The organism is Halopenitus sp. H-Gu1 (assembly GCF_041821145.1).
Classification (GTDB): domain Archaea; phylum Halobacteriota; class Halobacteria; order Halobacteriales; family Haloferacaceae; genus Halopenitus.
The window spans coordinates 70,514-87,778 of record NZ_JBGUBC010000010.1 but is presented as its reverse complement, the minus strand read 5'-3'; the positions used below and the strand labels follow the sequence as shown (position 1 = coordinate 87,778).

Here is a 17,265-nt window from a genome sequence, read left to right as displayed (position 1 = left end):
ATCCTTCGATCACGGGGGTTGGTGGCGTATTCCGACGGTCGCCACGACTATCGGGGCGAGAAGCCAGACGATCAGTGCGACGACCAACAACGGGACCGACAGGCTCGCCTTCGCGAGAACCGCCGCGAAGCCCCCGGTGGTCGTCTCCAACTGACTCAAGACCAGGAGGCGATACACGTCTGCGGGATTCGTCAGCGCCATCACGGTTAACGCGGCGTCGGGAAGCTCCGTCCCTGCAATGAGACCGATAGCCACCAGGTCATGCAGAAGGACGAACCACAGCCAGGCGACGAGGGCGGCCCCGAGTGCCTGTGTCTTTTCGCGAGCGAGCGTCGAGAGGAGGACGCTCACGCCGAGGAAGACGCCGGCCGTGGCGACCGACACGATCACGAACAGCGCGTACTGTTCGAGCCCACCGATGCCGCCGATGAGCGTTGCCGCCACGCCGCCGACTCCCAGCCCGATACCCATCGCCCCCCCGAGGACGGCGAGCCGACCGAGATACTTTCCGAAGATGACCTGGGCCTGTGAGACGGGAAGCGTGAACAACATGTCGAGAGAGCCCGCCTCTCGTGCTCCCACCACGGTGTCGTATCCGACGGTCAACGCGGCGAGGGGAACGAGATAGACGCCGAGTTCCACGAGGCTAGCGACGACGGCAGCGTACTGGCTCGGACCGACCTCCGAGGTACCGAACCCGACGACGGTGACCGAAAAGATGGCAAACAGGGCCGTGAGTCCGATCGCCCACCGGCCCCGGATGGCGATGCGATACTCCCGGATCGCGATCCGGATCACGGCTCGATATCCCGGAATCGAACCCAGTTCGTCGTCGCTGACCGTCTCGACAGCCGCATGCTCGGAGGTGGGCTCGCTGCGAAAACGGGACGCCATTACCCACCACCGTCCTGAAGGGGAGCCGCTGCTCGTGAGGACGTCTCCGTGTCCGGCCTGACGGCGTTGTGGAACACGTCGTCCAGATTCGGTTCGTGGACCTCGAATCCATCTACGGTGACGCTTTCATGGACGACGGATATCACGTCGAAGACGTCGTCGCGGGCACAGCGAACGCGGAGTCGCTCCTCGGTGGGTCGTTCGACGGTCCGAACCATCTCGGCATTCCGAAGCTTGTCAGTCACCCGGGACAACGCTTCCCCGTCCACGGTCCGGAACTGGACGGTCACGGTGTCTCCCACGGACTGGCGGAGCTCATCGGTCGAGCCTGACAGTTGGACGCGTCCGTCATCGAGGATGGCGATCCGATCACAGATCCGTTCGGCTTCGACCAGGGTGTGGGAGGTGAGTACGATGGTCATCGACGTCTCCGTTGCGAGCCGGTCGATCACCGAATTAAGCGCGTCCACGCCGATCGGATCCAACCCGGAGAACGGTTCATCCAGCAACAGCACGCTCGGTTCGGCGATCAGAACCGTCGCCAGGCTGAGTCGACGATTCATTCCGTTCGAGTAGCCGCCGACACGACGATCCGCCGCGTCCGAGAGGCCGACCGTATCGAGCACGTCGGCAATACTGTCGGCCTTCGACACCGGTGGAACGCCGCGCACGTCAGCGTGGAACGAGAGGACTTCCCGACCCGTGAACGAAGCGGGAAAGCCCGCGTTCTCGGGGAGGTAGCCGACCCGTTGTCTGATCGAGGCACCCTCGTCGGGAGAGAGTCCCGCGATTTCGAGCGTTCCCGTGTCCGGATACTCGTGACCGATGAGCAGTCGAAACAGGGTCGTCTTTCCGGCACCGTTGGTTCCGAGGAGACCGAACGTCGAGCCCGACGGGATACTCAGCGACACGTCGTCAAGGGACGTCACGTCGCCGTACGTTTTCGTCACGTCTTCGATCGTGATCTCATTCATAATATTGCCTCCAATCTTCGTGTGGGGGAGTCGTCAACGGATGGTGGTCGACGACGCCGGGAGTCTCGATGATCGGCACCGAACTCTCCGCGAGCCGGATGACGGCGAACGCCGGGCTATCCGTGTACAGACGGGCATTGGGGTTGCGAGCAGCGAGTCGTTCGACCACGCCTGCCGGTTGATACCGGACGTCGCTGATACCGTCTCCGTCGACGTCAGCCGGCTTCGTCCCCGACCAGTAGTTGCCCTCGCCGCTCGCGTTCCAGGCTACCTGCTCGCCGATGACGGCACGGACCGGCTCGTCGTTCGCAATGAAGCTGTTGTGGTGGACCTCCTCCCGGACGCTCCCCGCAGTCAGGTGAACGCCGATGCCGTTTTCGAGCACGAGGTTTCTCGTAATGACGTTATCCAGCGAGTTGTAGACGTATAACCCCTTATCGTTCCTGACCAGCGTATTGTTCCGAATCTCCGTCCGGTCGATGCTTTTGACGAGGATACCGTGCCCGCTCCGGCCGGTGTTGTCGATGGCCGTGTTGTTGATGATCGTCAGTTCCTCGGAGACCATCAGCGCGTACCCGACGTCGTTGTCGAACGCCAGATTGTTCCGGAGGGTGTTGTCGTCGGAGTACATGTAATGGACGCCGTATCGGAGATCCCACATCGTGTTCCCGTGGGCAAGTACGTTCGAGGCCCACGAGTAGTAGATGCCGTCCCTGACGTCGGTAATACGGTTGTTCGCGATGACGGACCCGTCGCTTTTCCATATCTGGATACCGTTCCCTCGATTCGAGAAGGGATAGATCGACTCCCGTCCGACGATCGTGTTGTTCTTGAGGCGGACGTCGTCGACGCCGTCGATCCAGACGCCGAACGTCATGTCGGTCACGCGGCTATCGACGACTCGGGTGTTCGTTCCGTTGACCCAGATTCCGGCGTCGTTCTCGGCGGTGTCGTAGCCGGAGTTTTTCACCCACACACGATCGAGCGTGACGTTTTGACCGTTGATCGTCAATACGTTACCCTCGCCGTCGCCCTCGACGAGCGCGAGCGTTCCGGGTGCGCTTGTCAGCGTCACGTTCGATTCGTTGACGACGACTGGCCCGTCCAGTCGCCCCCGGAGGACGACCGTCTCGCCCGACTCGGCCGCCGAGACGGCGGCCTGTACCGAATCGAACGTCCGACCGTCAACCTCGGCGGTTCCGTCCTGGGTCGGTGCCCTAAAGGAGTATTCGTCCGGGACCCCAGTATCAAACTCCAGTTCATCCCCGCTTTCTGCCTCCGTCGGTGGGACGACGACGCCCACGACGGACAGGACAAGCATCACCGCTGCCACGACCGCGAAACCGCGCTCAAGAGGATCATTCATCGCTGCGAAGGAGTAGCCTCCTCGTCTCGAACGTTCGATTCGGTTTCGGTATCGGACCCGACGGTTTCCGTCTCAGACCCGGCGGTTTCAGTATCGGACCCGATCACAGTAGCGATTCGTGCCCGAACACGGGCTTCGAACTCCTGGTACGTTACCGTCGAATCGCGGTAGTAGTACGCCACGACGAGGAGTCCGATCGCGATCAGGACCAGATAGACTCCGGACCCGAACCGGGAGTGGCTCGTGATGTTGGCGACTTCGTATTTGCCCCAGATGGGCGGCGTAAATGCCTCGACGCCCATCAGTGGTGCGTCTGGGTCAAGCGAGTGACCCGCCTGATAGAGGCGGTACTGGATGTCTATCAGCATCACCGTAAACACCGTGACGGTGCCGATGAGCTGCCATTTCAGACCACGTTTCAGCTTCTCGACTGACGGTGCGAGGGCGACGAACAGGCTAAGTGCCGACACCAGAACGAACGCCAACCACCCGAACGACCACTCGGGCACGTTGATCGCTCGGTCGTGGACCCGGAAGTTCGGCTCCCAGTACACGGGATCCGGATAGTAGAAGCCGACGTACTGGTTCAGCTCCGCCATCTCCCAGTAGTCGCCAGTGAGCCGCGGATACGCGTAGAGTTTCAGCGTCAGCACTTCTCCGGGGTACTGCGGTGCTTGGACGTAAATGACCCACATCGGAAACGCGAGCGCCGCGACGAATAGCACCGCCGCGACGACCGGAAGTGAGCGTCGAAGCTCCCGGAACTCATCGAGGCTTGGCCACTGCATGCTAGTCACCACGCTTGAGGGATCCACGATGTCCCGGGAGATGATCTGTTTGGTGTGTCATGGGAGTGTCCGCGGTGGCTGCGTTGGTTAGTCCTCTCGGGGCTCCACGATCATCCGCGAGCGCATCTCGAGGTGGAGCGCGCTGCAGAAGTACGTACAGTAGATCCAGTAGATTCCGGGCTCGTCGGCGGAGAACGTCACTTCCCGGGTGTCCTGGGGCGCGATCGAGAGGTTGATCGCGTATCGCGGGATGGCGAGTCCGTGGATGATGTCCCGGCTGCTCTCGATGTTGGTGACGGTGATCGTCACCTCGTCGCCCTCTTTCACCGTGAAGTCACGGAGTCCGAACTCGCTTCGCTTGACCGACGTGTACACATCGACCGATCTATCGCCCGTCCGCTCAATCCGGGAGTCGTCCTCGTTGACGTACTCCTTTTCACCCTCGTAATCCTCACGGTCCCACACGTTGTTCGGGTTGATCTTGTCGCGGCTGGCGAACACGCAGTCGTGCGGTTCGGGATGGACCGGATGGTCGGCGATCAGCTCCATGCCGCCCGTCTCGTCTTCGGCGTCCTCGCCGATGGCGATGAGCTGGTCGTTATCCGGATGTATCGGCCCGACCGAGAGGAAACGATCCTTCGAGAGCTTGTTGAGCGTCACGAGCCAGTCGCCGGCGGGATCCGTCGTCTCGCCCTCGACGGCCTGCACGTGACCCGGGTTGTAGTGGACATCGATCGTCCCGACAACCGGCTCATCGGAGCCTTTCTCCGCCTCGACGGCCTGTTCGACGTCCCACTTCGCGATCGCCGAATCGATGAACAGGGTCGTATACCCGTGTCCACGGCCGTCCCAGGTCGTGTGAAGGGGGCCCATTCCGACTCGGGGTTGGCCGACGATAGCGTCTTCGGGGTCGTCGACGTCCGTGATTCGGTCGATCTCCACCATGGTCACGGTCGGCGAGAGCTTCCCGCTCGCCGTGACGTACGTCCCAGTCGGTTCGACGTCACAGCCGTGAGGGCCTTTGGGGGTCGGGATGTAGTGAACGATCGGATCGCTCCCGCTGACGAGCGGCGAGTCCCGCCGTCCGTCGAGAACGGGGACGCCGTTGACGTCCTCTGCCTCGCCGGCGTCGATGGCCGCCTCGATGGCCTCGATGTCGAAGGCTTTCAGATAATCACGATCGTCACGAGTCATCCCGTCGATCTCGAAGGCCTCCTCTTTGTTGTAGCCGGTCGCGAACGCCCACCGACCTTCCTTCCCGCTATCAGCGTTGTCGAGGTTGCCGGAGACCCGAATTTCCCAGGCGACCTCCATCGAGTCGGGATCAAGCGCCGCAAAGACCGACCAGTACTCGTCGGCGTCGTCCGGGTCGGTCGTGCCGTCGTTGGGAACGGGCACACGGAACTCGCCGATGCCGTAGACGTAGTTCGTGTCCGGGCTCTGGACGGAGCAGCCGTGACACGCCTGCATGTTCGGGATGTCCGTGATGGCGTCCGTCTCGAAGTACTTCAGGTTGATCCGCGCCAGTCGCCCCGACACTTTGTCGTTGATCCAGAGGTACTCACCGTCGTAGTCGCCCCCTGACTCCGAGAGTATCGGGTGGTGGGTGTCGCCCCACTCGTGACCGGCAAGGGAGCCCACATCGCCTCCCTCTCTGAGGATGTCTTTCGTCTGCTCGTCGTGTCCATATCCGAGCGCGCCGTCCTTCTGGAAGACGGGGATACGCCGGAGCTCTCGCATCGACGGGATCCCGACGACGCGCACTTCTCCGGAGTGGCCGCCGCTCCAGAAGCCGTAGTACTCGTCGTGCTCACCCGGTGGGACGGCGTGGTCAGTCGTGGCCTCACCGTTTCCGCCGTTACCGTTCCCGTTCTCAAAGCCGCCGAACGTACACCCGGCCAATGCGCTAGTCGCACCGACTGCCGCACCCGCTTTCATCAGGTCGCGTCGTCCGAGCTTGAGACCGGGGAGATCCAGACTCACACCGTCGTCGTCGACTCCGTCTCCCTCGGGAGGCTCTACGTCGGCGATCAGTTCATCGAGCTGTTCTTCATGTTCCCGCATCAGCTTCTCAGCCGATTTCGGGATGGACATCTCATTCGTCTCGGTTTCATTATTAGTCATGATCGTATTGGTCCCGGTCACACCGTCTCGCACGGATTTTCCCAGTCGTCCCCGCTGTATTCCGAATAGAGGAGACACCAGTCACAGGGGTGGATCTTGCCCGCGACGGAGGAACACGCACCGAATCCATCGTCGTTCTGATCCGGGACGTACAGGGCACACGATCCACAACTCTGGCCGTCGCTCGGCGTGTGCTGGAGCATCACGCTCGCGTTGTCCGGCTCGGACTGGTTCCCCGGTTGTCGCTCGCCACCGGCGAGCGGCTCCCCGGTCGCCTCGGCGTCGGAAAGCTCGTCGTTATTGGGGTGTGGGACTTCGTGATCCGGCTCTCCGTTCGTGTCCTCCGGCGTTGGCGTCGGTGTCTCCTCGCCGTCGCCGTTGCCGTCGCCGTTACCGTCCGACGTACAACCCGCGATCGCCGGCGTAATACTTCCCGCACCGATCGTCTTCAGTATCGTTCGTCTGTCGTAGGGATCTCTCATGGTATGGTCTTCGGTAGGTTCGGTATGACTCGATGCCCCTCGTGTCACGGGTAGTAATACCCCCTAGCCAGTGATAAATGAGTAAACAGATTCTCATCCGGCAGAAATTACCTCGAACATGTTCGTGATATATCCTTATTAAAATCGCGGAACGATCTGCAGGATATTGCTGAGAACCTGCAGGAGACCGTAGCGACTCAGGTGAGACTCAGTTACAGCACGATCTGCCGGTGCCCGAGAGTGACGTCGTCAGGAAGATGAGCCAGGTGAGCGCGATTCGCGATCCGATTCGTAGGTCGATTCGCGAGCCAGTTCGCGAACCGATTCAATCCGAGAGCACAACGCCCGGAATCAAGCAGTTAGCACAACGCCCGGAATCAAGCGGCTGGCGTCCCGCGGCTCCGTTCGGGTGTTTTCCGTTCCTTCCAGAAGAGGTAGACGAGAACGATGATGAGTACGACCTGAATCGTTTTATCGACGTACCCGATCATCGTGTATTCACCGGCTTTCCCAACGTACCAAAGCGGAAGCTGAACTGCCGTGTAAACGATTCCCACCGGATACAGCAGGGATCGGCGGAAATCCAAAAGGAACAACGCGATAGCACCGAGGAACCCGACACCCGCGAGTGATACCGGTATTCGTCCTTCGACGAGGCCGGCATACACGTGGATGATCCCGGTTGCCAGGACGAGTAGTATCGCGAGCCAGTGGGTCGTGGTGAGCGATTCCGTCTCGACGTATCCACCAGCTGTCTGTCCCATGGAGACAATAGAGACTCGTGGCCGTTAAATCCCCCTTCGAACATGTTCGGATTTCTGCTCCGGGAGGGGCGGGAGAGTCAACGACAGCCATCCGGACGTGTTCGATCGCAACGATCGATTCAGTCGGGTCATCGTCTCCGAGACGACGCTGGATGGCCGGTCAGGCGATCCCGAGACCGCCAAGAACCAGTCGGATCCCGATCACGGTCAACAGCGCAAGCACCGCGACCCGCCGGTGGTGTTCGCTGACGGTCGACCTGAGTCGCGTCCCGATCGCAACTCCGACTACGGCCGGGGCTGCTGCGAGGGCGGAGGCGAGCGCGACCGCGCCACTCGGGTACAGCCCGAGAACGCCCGCCGCACCGATGCGGACGCCGTTGAGCCCGAGAAAGACCATCGCGACGACGCCGATGAACATGCTGTGGGAGAGATCACAACTCCGGAGATACGCGATGAGTTGCACGCCGACGTTCGTCCCGCCGAACACCAGCCCGGAGACGGCACCGACGCCGACCATCGCGGACGGCGTTTCGACGAAACAGCCCGATCTGGCCCGATCGAGTCCGGGAATCGGGACCGTTTTCTGAGCACTCGCGACGAAGGACAGTGACACCACGCCGAGACCCACTTTCAGTGGTCCCTGTGGGACGCGGTCGAGGACGACGAGGCCGGCGAGGGTACCGACGAGCGCCGCGAGAATCAGCGGTGCGAACTGGCGCCCACATGATCGGAGTTGCGCGGGCGAAAGATCGCGGACCAAGGACAGATTCACGGCGAGAATCGGGGCGATCATGAACACGACGGCCGTGGCTGGATCGATGGCCGTCGCCAGCGCCATCGTTCCAACCAGTGCGAACCCGAATCCTGCGAGTCCGTTCACTGCGCCGGCGACGAATACGACCACGACGATCCCAGCGGCCAGTTCCGGCGCGAATCCAAACGGCACACGTCAGGAGTCGGCCGGCGAATTTATAAACGGTATGGGGTGGTAGATCTCGGCGGATACCTCTTCATGAGCCTCGAAACCCTCTGTCAGATCTGTGAGACGGCACTCGCCGAGCACCACTGTTCCCAGTGTGGGGCACTCGTGTGTACGACCCACTACGACGAGGAAACCGGGTTCTGTACCGAGTGTGCTGCAACGATGCGTGGTGGAGGGCAGGAGTGAGGAAGAGCGAAAGTAAGGCGGGACAGGAGTGATAGAGGACAGGAATGGGGACGACGGGAATGAGGGAGAGCGAGAGTGAAAAGGAGGTGATCGGATGACCCGATCCACGACGATGGCACCGTCACGAACTCCTGAGAATCGGCACGTGATAGAGATACGAGCGCATACCCCCGCCTTCCCGTGAGTGACGAGTGTTCCGACACTCTGTCGGAACCGAGGATCGAATAGCGGGGGTCGAGTGGACAGCATAGTGTGAGCGTGTCATAGAAAGATTCGCACGCTCTGCCTATCCAAGTCTTGTCAAGACTCGCGTGCAAGATACAAAGCGCGAGTCTTGCACGAGGGGCTGGTTTGATCGAGGCGGTCGAGATCGGTCTATGTAGGAGACTCGCCTATCGATTACTCTTCGGCGTACAAGAGAGTTCGTCGGCATTCGGGACACACGTATGGGACCGGCGTGAGGATTTCGTCTACTCGTATGCTGCTAAGGAATCCGTCTTCTGGCGATTCTGAGACAATGGAAAGCTCTCCAAGGGCGTCGGTTCCTTGCAGCTTCATCTGCTCTAATAGTTCCTCACAATCCGGACAGACTTTCTCAGAGGGCATCTCTGTATGGAACAGAGCCATCCCTCTCAAAAACTACTGTGATTTGTTCTCTAGCTCGGGGTGGAGCGATACATCCGGTAAGAAGAGAATAGAAACCCAGACGTATCGCGATGAACCGTTTTTGTTGAGACAGACTCGGTCTGTGAACGATCACAGCCGACGTCGAGTGTACATCAGGGGAATTCCTGTGAGGACGCCTGCTAGGGAAACAGCTCCAAGCACGAATACAATGAGGAATGCAATTGTTCGGGTTGATGCCATCTCAACCCCCCAGAATCGTATGAATTGAACTGTCCACAGCAATCCCGTGAACAGGGCTGTGGTGACTCCGACAAACCCCTCGAGGAGGTGCGTATACGAGTCTCGTCGTTCGACGGCTGTCCACCAAACAAAAACCATCAGATAGCCGAACCGGTCCGTGTCGGAGACTCACTCACCGGACAACTGCGTTCCACGAGCGACGACGTACATGAGCACGATACCAGTCCCGACTGCGAGGATGAACTGGCCCAATATGACCAGTACCTCACCCACAGGTGAGCTGCCAAGTGCAAGAAACACGAGACCAAAGGGCACGAGGCTGAGAGTGACGAATAGGCCGATGAGTTTACCGATCGGGATCGCTTCCGAGAGAACTTGGGCTCTATCCAGTTCTCCAGTAACCGAATCAATGAAGGGGGTAGTGGAGGGCATATGGGCAGATATGTTCAACCGGTCCGAAATACGTGTTGATGTGTGGATAGAACGTTCCATTGCTCAATACGCACGTTCCACAGAATAGCAGTTTCAGAATAGAGTAGTTGCAATAAACTGTTGCCAAGTGCTGCATCCATCCTCTGAATGCAGCGCGGCTCTTGTAACAGAACGAAGAGAGGTGAACTACCCCACCCTACTCGCTCACGGCTGACGCCGTTCGTTCCTTGAGGGTTGGGCTTCCTGTTTCGACGACGCGCTTTGCAGACACCGTAGTGGTGTCCGTAGGGAGCGCAGTCTCCACAGGCGTGTCTTCGGGCCATCCCAGCCCTAGTTCAGAAAAGCCGCGTTGCAGGACGTTCATCGCCGCGTTCGCATCACGAGCACATTCAAACTCACATGACGGGCACGAATGCTCGCGTACCCAGATGGGTTTCGCTGTCTCTACACCACACGCCGCACACTCTTTTGTCGTCCCTTTGGGGTCGACCTGCACGACGTGACAGCCGTACAAATCGCTCTTGTATTCGAGGAGCGTGATGAATTGCCGCCATGCCGCATCCTGCTTGTTGCGAGCGTTATGCGACTGTTCCAACATTCCTTTCACGTCTAAGTCTTCGACGAACACGGCGTCGTATTCGCGGACGAGCCACGTCGTTATCTTGTGCTGGTAGTCCAGCACCTTCCGCTGGATGTAACGCGTGACTTTCGCCACGTTCCGGCGTTGTTTCTCCCAGTTGTTCGACCCTTTCTTCTTCCGCGACAACTTACGTTGTTCGCGGCGGAGTCGGTCGTACTCGTCTTCGAGGTCGAGCCAATCCACGGTCTTGGCGTCTGACGTGTGGACGTAGCTGAGGATGCCGAGGTCGATACCGACACTATTGCTCGTGTCGAGCGAGTCCACATCCGGTTTCTCGGGCGGGTCGGCGTCGTCGGTTTCGAGGCCGAACGAGACGAACCAGTCGCCGGTCGTCTCCTTTTTGATTGTGATCTCTTTGATGGACGCTTCATCAGGGATTTCGCGGTGGTAGCGGATGTTGATGTCTCCGATTTTGGAGAGCCAGAGAGTTGCGTTGCGGCCACTCGTGTTTTTGAGTTCGAAGCCAGACTGCGAATACGTCATACTCTGGAACTCCCGTGGAGACTTCCATTTGAGCCTCCCGACCTTACGACCGTTCGCTTTCTGCTTGGAGAGGTTCGAGAGATTCTGGTAGAACCGTGTGACGGTTCGTTGAAGTGCTTTGGAGTGAACCTCTTTGAACACGGGGAACTCGGTTTTCCAGTCAGTGAGTCGGGCATGATGGTTGTACGCCGACCCGATGGTGTCGGTGTCCTCCCGAAGGTGGGAGTATTCGTAGCGTGTGTGGTTGTACGCTTGGCGATGAACGTCGATGTGAGAGTCGAGTCGCTCCGCTACCTCTTGTGTCGGGTACGCGTGGTAGCGGTGACTGTATTCCATCGCTATCTCTTGGTTAGAGATATGTTCATTTAATGGTTTGTACTGGCGTGCGGCGATTCATCCCCTCCCTACTCGCTCGCTACACTTGCTCCTTGAGGAAGGGGCATTCTCGTCTATGATCTGGTAAATTCGACGCTGCTGAATGCAGTGCGCGAATATAACAGAACCAAACTGCGGAAGAAAAGTAAGTCTCTGTTTGAGTTACCGGGTCTATTTTGTAAAGAGGCGAACTATCCAGCCGTATGGAATTTGGAGAGTTCGAAGTCCCCACGTCGGTAATTGGGTTGATACTCGTACTTTTTGTTGCTAGTCTCGCTTATGGATTTGTCGTCATGCAGAGCCTCATTAGGCCGATCTCAGTATGGATCAGTATCGTTGAAGTTGGCATACTCCTATTTGTGGTGTATCTTTTCTATCGGTTCGTCTTGGCAGTTGAAACAATCGCTATCAAACTTTGAATCCAGCCGCTATACTATCTCTATCGTAGACATTTTTTACTACTGGGTGCTGTATCTATCCTCTGTATCTTGCAGGACGTTACTGACGTAACCCGGATAAATAGGATCTGAACCTGCTGAATAGAACGTGCGTACCTGCCTTCCAGACGCACTGGCGGGAAGGCAAATTATAGTTAAAGATTTTATATGACGGCAAGAACTAACCGATTGACGCACTCACATGAATTATGGAACCGCCGATACACGTCCTTCACGTCGACGATGAGGCGGATTTCGGTGAGATGGTGGCGACGTACCTTCAGCGTGAAGACGAGCAGATTGAGGTTTATACCGCGACCAGCCCCGAGGAGGGACTGGAGATTTTGGTCGACCGCGACATCGATTGTATCGTCTCGGACTACGATATGCCCGGATACAACGGCATAGAGTTCCTAGACCTCGTCCAAGAAGAACACCCAACGATTCCGTTCATTCTCTACACGGGCAAGGGCTCGGAGGAAATCGCGAGCGAGGCCATCTCAGCGGGCGTCACCGATTACCTCCAGAAAGAACCTGGGACTGAGCAGTACACGATTTTGGCGAATCGAATCATCAACGCCGTAAACCAGGCGCGGAGTGATCAAGAAGTCGAGCGCATTCGGGAGTACTTCAGAACCATCCTCGATCAAGCGTCCGATTACGTGATGATCGTCGGTGAAGACGGACAGGTCGACTATATATCACCAGCAGTCGAGCGCGTGCTGGGCTACTCACCCGAAGAACTCAAGCAGCGCGATGCCTTCGAATATATCCATCCGGACGATCAGTCGACGGCCACAGCCGGCTTTACGGAGTTATTCGAACACCCAGACCAAGAGCACACTGTCGAGTTCCGAGCGCGCCATGCCGATGGATCCTGGCGGTGGCTCGAAGTCAGGGGTCGGAATCTCCTCGACGACCCGGTTATCGAGGGAGTTATGGTGAACGTCCGGGACATCACCGAGCGCAAGGAGCGCGAGCAGGATCTCGAACGGCAGGAATTCCTGTTTCGTCGCGTCCAAGATATCGCCGATATCGGCGTGTGGGAGTACGATATCCAGAAGGAGGAGCTCTCGTGGTCAGACGGGGTTCGTCCCATCCTCGGAGTCGAGGACGATTTCGAACTGACGATAGAAAAGGGACTCGAGTTTTACCACCCCGAGGACCGCGACGAGATCAGGAGGGTGTTCAACGAGGCAATCGAAGACGGGACTGAATACGATCGTGAACTCCGTATCGTCCGTCCCGACGACACGGTCCGATATGTCCGTTCATATGGTGAGGTTCGAACGGATGGTTCGGGGAATGCGGCAGTCCTTCGGGGCGTGTTCCAGGATATTACCGAGCGCATAGAGCGGGAAAAACAGCTCCTGCGGTACGAATACGCGTTTAAATCGTCACTGAGCGGAATTGCCGTCGCGAATCTCGACGGCGAGGTGACGAACGTGAATCCTGCCTCCCTCGAAATGTGGGGGTACGATGACAGAGACGATGTCATTGGACGGTCAGTGACAGAATTTTGGAAAGATCCCGAGAAAGCAGCATCCGGCTTGGAGACGATGAAAGAGCAGGGGAATTGGGAAGGTATACTCGAGGCTGTCCGGGCCGATGGTTCAACGTTTTACGCCAGGGGTGCGGCCAGTCTCCTGACAGATGACGAGGGCGAACCCATCGGGGTAATGTCATCGTTCGTCGACATCACCGAGCGAAAACGACGGGAACGGGAACTCAGAGCAGAGAAAGAAAAGTATTCGACGCTCGTCGAACAGAGTCACGACGTAATTACTGTCATCCAAGATGGAGAAATTAAGTTTGTGAACCAAGAGGTGACGGAAACGTTAGGATACGAGAAATCCGATCTGCTCGGCAAACCGTTTTTAGAAGTCATCGCTCCAGAAGATCGGGATCGCCTTATAGAACGGTACCTTCAGCGCCTTGATCCTGAGTCAAAATCGCCCCCGTCACAGTACGATGCGCACTTTCTCGCGAAAGACGGCGAACAGCGGGTTGCAAATATCAGTGCTGCTACCATTCAGTACGAGGGTGAACCTGCCGATTTAGTCGCACTTCGAGACCAAACTGAACGAAAACGGTACGAAGAGAAGCTCGCGGAGGCAAAAGAACGATACGAATCCCTCTTCGACAGCATCCGAGATGCGATCCTCGTCGAGGATGCGGATCGACGAATCATCAATGCCAATCCAACGTTCACAGACCTCTTCGGCTACGAACTGGAAGCGATCGAGGGTAAATCCACTCGATACCTGTACGAAAGCGAGGATGAATTTGAGGCAATGGGCGAGGCGATAGAGGACCACATTGACGATCCAAAGATCACGCATACCGTTGCCTTCGAGAAGGAATCCGGACAGACGTTCCCAGGCGAGATTAATATGTCGTATCTCAGGGATGCAAGTGGCGAGGTTATCGGATTCATCGGTATCATCCGTGACATTACGGGACGGATCGAACGCCTCAGACAAATATACATGGTGGATCGAATCCTCCAACACAACTTCAATAATGACATGAATGTCATCGAGGGCTATGCTGAGAATATTAGAGACGCCACAACGGGTGAGATAGCGTCCTCTGCCTCGAAAATTCTCAAAAGTAGCCAGAAATTGCTTCAAACCGTCGAGAAGGAACACGACGTGACTGAGTTCCTCGCCAGTCAACCAGAAACGACCACACACGAAATCGGGCAGGAAGTGGCGACACTCGTTTCCGACATGCGAGAGAGATACCCGGACGCGGAAATCTCCATGGATATCCAGAGCGAGGCCACTGTTCGGGCAGTCCCAGAAATCACCCTAGCCATTGAGGAGGTTCTCCAGAACGCTATCATCCATGCTGATACTGATAGTCCCCGGATTCAGGTGCAGGTGGAGGTATGCGACAATACCCTTGAGATCAGCGTAGCCGATAACAACCCCCATATCCCTGAGATGGAACATAAGGTGCTCATGGAGGGTGAAGAAATGACGCCACTGTACCACGGCAGTGGAATTGGCCTCTGGCTCGTCAATTTGATAGTCGCTCATTCAGATGGAGTGGTGGATGTGGAGGCGACCGAGCCACGGGGAAACGAGGTCACCATTCGACTCCCAGCAGGAAACTAATCGGTTCGACAGTATTTGTGAAGATATTCTGTTCACCCCTCCATCGGCTCCTGAATTCGCATGATCGAAGCTCTCTTCGCCAACTCTTGGAGAACCGCATCCGGAACGCGATCGAACACAGTGGCGAAGTTCGTATCAAAGACAACGAACCTCACGGTGCCATTTTCATCGTGACATTGCCGATGGCAGGCGATACCAGAGAGCGACCCATCGAGGGTTCCAAGTGCTGAATTGATGATCGCTGTTGGGTCGGTGAGTACCAAGCCGACGTGAACGGGACGATAAACATTGCAGACCGCTACCTCAGCGGAGAGAGTCGTTCCAGAGAACACTCGAACGACGATGACTCGGCTGAGGATGGGGCGCGTTTGACCGCGCCACAAGACAGCCAAGCCGTTAACGAATCGCTGCGCGATTCGTTCGCACACCAGAAATCTTCGATTTCTGGGGACGATGCTGAAACCCAGCAGGTGACGCTTGGAACGTATGCGTCTTGAAACCAACAGGCCGCTACACTCGGCCTGAAATCCCGTGGTGGGATTCCTCCGCGTGAACGCGGAGGAGGAGGTCAATACTTATCCGCTGCCGGAGCAGTCACTGAACGGAGGAAACGGGAATGAAGAATCAGGAAATCGCCGACCTGCTCCGAGAGATCGCGGACTTCCTCGAGATCGAGGAGGTGGAGTACAAGCCTCGCGCCTATCGTACCGCTGCCCGGAACATCGAATCCCAATCCGAGGCGATCGAGGACGTCTACGAGCGGGGCGAACTCGAAGACATCGAGGGCGTCGGCGAGTCCATCGCCGAGAAGATCGCCGACTACCTCGAAACGGGCGAGATGGACTATTACGAGGACCTCAAAGCGGATCTCCCCATCGACATCGAGGCGATTACCAGCGTGGAGGGGGTGGGACCGAAGACCGCCAAGACGCTCTATTTGGAACTCGACGTCGAGACGCTCGACGACCTCGAGCGGGTCGCCGAAGCGGGTGCGATCGCCGAACTCGAAGGTTTCGGGGAGAAATCCCAACGAAACATTCTCGATCACATCGAACGGGCGAAAAAGGGGCAAGAGCGAATGCTTCTGGGCCGTGCCTTTCCGATCGCGAGCGACGTCAAGACGCGACTGCAGGATTCGGATGCGTTCGATCGGATCGACATCGTCGGCTCGTTTCGGCGACGTCGAGCGACCGTCGGTGATCTCGACATCCTGGCCACGGCGGGGGATCCCGATGCAGCGATGGCGGAGTTTTGCAGCCACGATGACGTCAAGGAAGTCCTCTCCCGTGGCGAGACGAAGGCATCGGTCATCGTCTCGGGTGATCTCGGGATGGATCTTCGCATCGTCGACGACTCGGAGTACGGTGCCGCACTCGTCTACTTCACCGGGTCGAAAGACCACAATATCACGCTCCGAAATCGAGCGATCGATCGCGACTGGAAGCTCAACGAGTACGGACTCTTCGACGTGAGCGCGGTGGACGACGCGCGGGGCCAACAGCGCGTCGGCGAGCGACTCGCGAGTGAAACCGAAGACACGATCTACGACGCGCTGGATCTGGCGTGGATTCCGCCGGAACTCCGCGAGGACACCGGTGAAGTGGACGCGGCAGCACGGGGGGAGCTACCGGATCTGGTCGAACTCGACGACGTTCGGGGCGACCTCCAACTCCACACCGACTACTCCGACGGGTCCCACGACGTCCGGGAGATGGCCGAGGCGGCCGACGAGCAGGGTCTCGAATACGTCCTCGTCACGGATCATGGCCCAAACGCATCGATCCCGACGACGATCGATTCGGAAGGGTTCAGCGACCAGCAAGCCGAGATCGAGGCGGTCAATGCCGACGACGACGTCGAGGTCACGGTCCTCCAGGGTATCGAGGTCGAGATTACCGAGGACGGCGTGGATATTCCTGCCGAGTGGATCGAAGCCTGTGATCTGGTCGTCGCCGGGATACATAGCCAGCCGTCCGATCCCACCGACCACGTGGTGCGAGCGCTACGGGAGTTTCCGATCGACATCCTCGCACATCCGACCAACCGGCTGATCAACGAGCGCGATCCACTGGATCTCGAGATGGGAACGGTCGTGGAGACGGCCGCCGCGGAGAACGTCGCGATCGAAATAAATGCACAACCCGAACGGCTGGATCTGGATTGGCAGGCTGTTAAAGACTACCGCGAGACGGTCTCATACGTCATCTCGACCGACGCTCACACGACCGGTGAACTGGAGTTCATGCATCTGGGGGTCGCGCAGGCTCGTCGCGGATGGTGTGAGACGGGCGATATCCTCAATACACGTTCGCTCGAGACGCTGTTGTCGTTTTTCGATGAGTGAGAATT

General features: G+C 58.2%; 14 protein-coding genes and 1 pseudogene. 5 read left to right on the top strand and 10 right to left on the bottom strand.

From position 1 onward, the window contains the following. Window positions 1–9 precede the first annotated feature (9 nt). The 8 genes from ACERIT_RS09385 to ACERIT_RS09350 all read right to left on the bottom strand — a co-directional run bounded on the left by ACERIT_RS09385 (window position 10) and on the right by ACERIT_RS09350 (window position 8,338). On the bottom strand, window positions 10–894 hold the full coding sequence (locus tag ACERIT_RS09385; RefSeq protein ID WP_373674590.1) for an ABC transporter permease: 885 nt from the start codon (window positions 892–894) through the stop codon (window positions 10–12). Further along, window positions 894–1,868, bottom strand: a complete 975-nt coding sequence (locus tag ACERIT_RS09380) for an ATP-binding cassette domain-containing protein (protein WP_373674589.1) — start codon at window positions 1,866–1,868, stop codon at window positions 894–896. Before ACERIT_RS09380 ends, ACERIT_RS09385 begins: the two co-directional genes overlap by 1 nt. After that, window positions 1,861–3,234 carry a nitrous oxide reductase family maturation protein NosD gene (gene nosD, locus ACERIT_RS09375; RefSeq protein WP_373674588.1) on the bottom strand — a complete coding sequence of 458 codons (1,374 nt, stop codon included), beginning with the start codon at window positions 3,232–3,234 and terminating at the stop codon, window positions 1,861–1,863. The genes ACERIT_RS09380 and nosD overlap by 8 nt, the downstream gene beginning before the upstream one ends. Then, complete coding sequence (locus tag ACERIT_RS09370) at window positions 3,231–4,022, bottom strand: hypothetical protein (protein ID WP_373674587.1); 792 nt, start codon at window positions 4,020–4,022, stop codon at window positions 3,231–3,233. The genes nosD and ACERIT_RS09370 overlap by 4 nt, the downstream gene beginning before the upstream one ends. An 87-nt stretch (window positions 4,023–4,109) precedes the next feature. Next, complete coding sequence (gene nosZ / locus ACERIT_RS09365; RefSeq protein WP_373674586.1) at window positions 4,110–6,146, bottom strand: TAT-dependent nitrous-oxide reductase; 2,037 nt, start codon at window positions 6,144–6,146, stop codon at window positions 4,110–4,112. A 17-nt stretch (window positions 6,147–6,163) separates the two neighbouring features. Then, on the bottom strand, window positions 6,164–6,628 hold the full coding sequence (locus tag ACERIT_RS09360) for a high-potential iron-sulfur protein (protein WP_373674585.1): 465 nt from the start codon (window positions 6,626–6,628) through the stop codon (window positions 6,164–6,166). A 377-nt stretch (window positions 6,629–7,005) separates the two neighbouring features. Beyond that, entirely contained in the window at window positions 7,006–7,392 is a 387-nt protein-coding gene (locus ACERIT_RS09355; RefSeq protein ID WP_373674584.1) for a hypothetical protein, read from the bottom strand. 160 nt (window positions 7,393–7,552) lie between these two features. Next, entirely contained in the window at window positions 7,553–8,338 is a 786-nt protein-coding gene (locus tag ACERIT_RS09350; RefSeq protein ID WP_373674583.1) for a TSUP family transporter, read from the bottom strand. 66 nt (window positions 8,339–8,404) lie between these two features. Here ACERIT_RS09350 and ACERIT_RS09345 point away from each other — a divergent pair, with 66 nt between their 5' ends. After that, window positions 8,405–8,560, top strand: coding sequence for a hypothetical protein (locus tag ACERIT_RS09345; RefSeq protein ID WP_373674582.1), 156 nt, complete (start codon window positions 8,405–8,407; stop codon window positions 8,558–8,560). Between the two features lie 1,035 nt (window positions 8,561–9,595). Here the strand turns inward: ACERIT_RS09345 and ACERIT_RS09340 are convergent. After that, entirely contained in the window at window positions 9,596–9,859 is a 264-nt protein-coding gene (locus ACERIT_RS09340) for a hypothetical protein (RefSeq protein WP_373674581.1), read from the bottom strand. A 196-nt stretch (window positions 9,860–10,055) separates the two neighbouring features. After that, window positions 10,056–11,318: an RNA-guided endonuclease InsQ/TnpB family protein gene (locus tag ACERIT_RS09335; RefSeq protein WP_373674580.1), complete on the bottom strand. Its 1,263-nt coding sequence runs from the start codon at window positions 11,316–11,318 to the stop codon at window positions 10,056–10,058. Between the two features lie 242 nt (window positions 11,319–11,560). Here ACERIT_RS09335 and ACERIT_RS09330 point away from each other — a divergent pair, with 242 nt between their 5' ends. The 4 genes and pseudogenes from ACERIT_RS09330 (at window position 11,561) to polX (ending at window position 17,260) form a co-directional block, all read left to right on the top strand. Then, complete coding sequence (locus ACERIT_RS09330; protein WP_373674579.1) at window positions 11,561–11,776, top strand: hypothetical protein; 216 nt, start codon at window positions 11,561–11,563, stop codon at window positions 11,774–11,776. 227 nt (window positions 11,777–12,003) lie between these two features. Continuing rightward, entirely contained in the window at window positions 12,004–14,916 is a 2,913-nt protein-coding gene (locus ACERIT_RS09325) for a PAS domain S-box protein (protein ID WP_373674578.1), read from the top strand. 233 nt (window positions 14,917–15,149) lie between these two features. Further along, a pseudogene (locus ACERIT_RS09320) lies at window positions 15,150–15,413 on the top strand (RNA-guided endonuclease TnpB family protein); the annotation flags it as partial. A 119-nt stretch (window positions 15,414–15,532) separates the two neighbouring features. After that, on the top strand, window positions 15,533–17,260 hold the full coding sequence (polX, locus tag ACERIT_RS09315; RefSeq protein ID WP_373674577.1) for a DNA polymerase/3'-5' exonuclease PolX: 1,728 nt from the start codon (window positions 15,533–15,535) through the stop codon (window positions 17,258–17,260). Window positions 17,261–17,265: the final 5 nt, after the last annotated feature.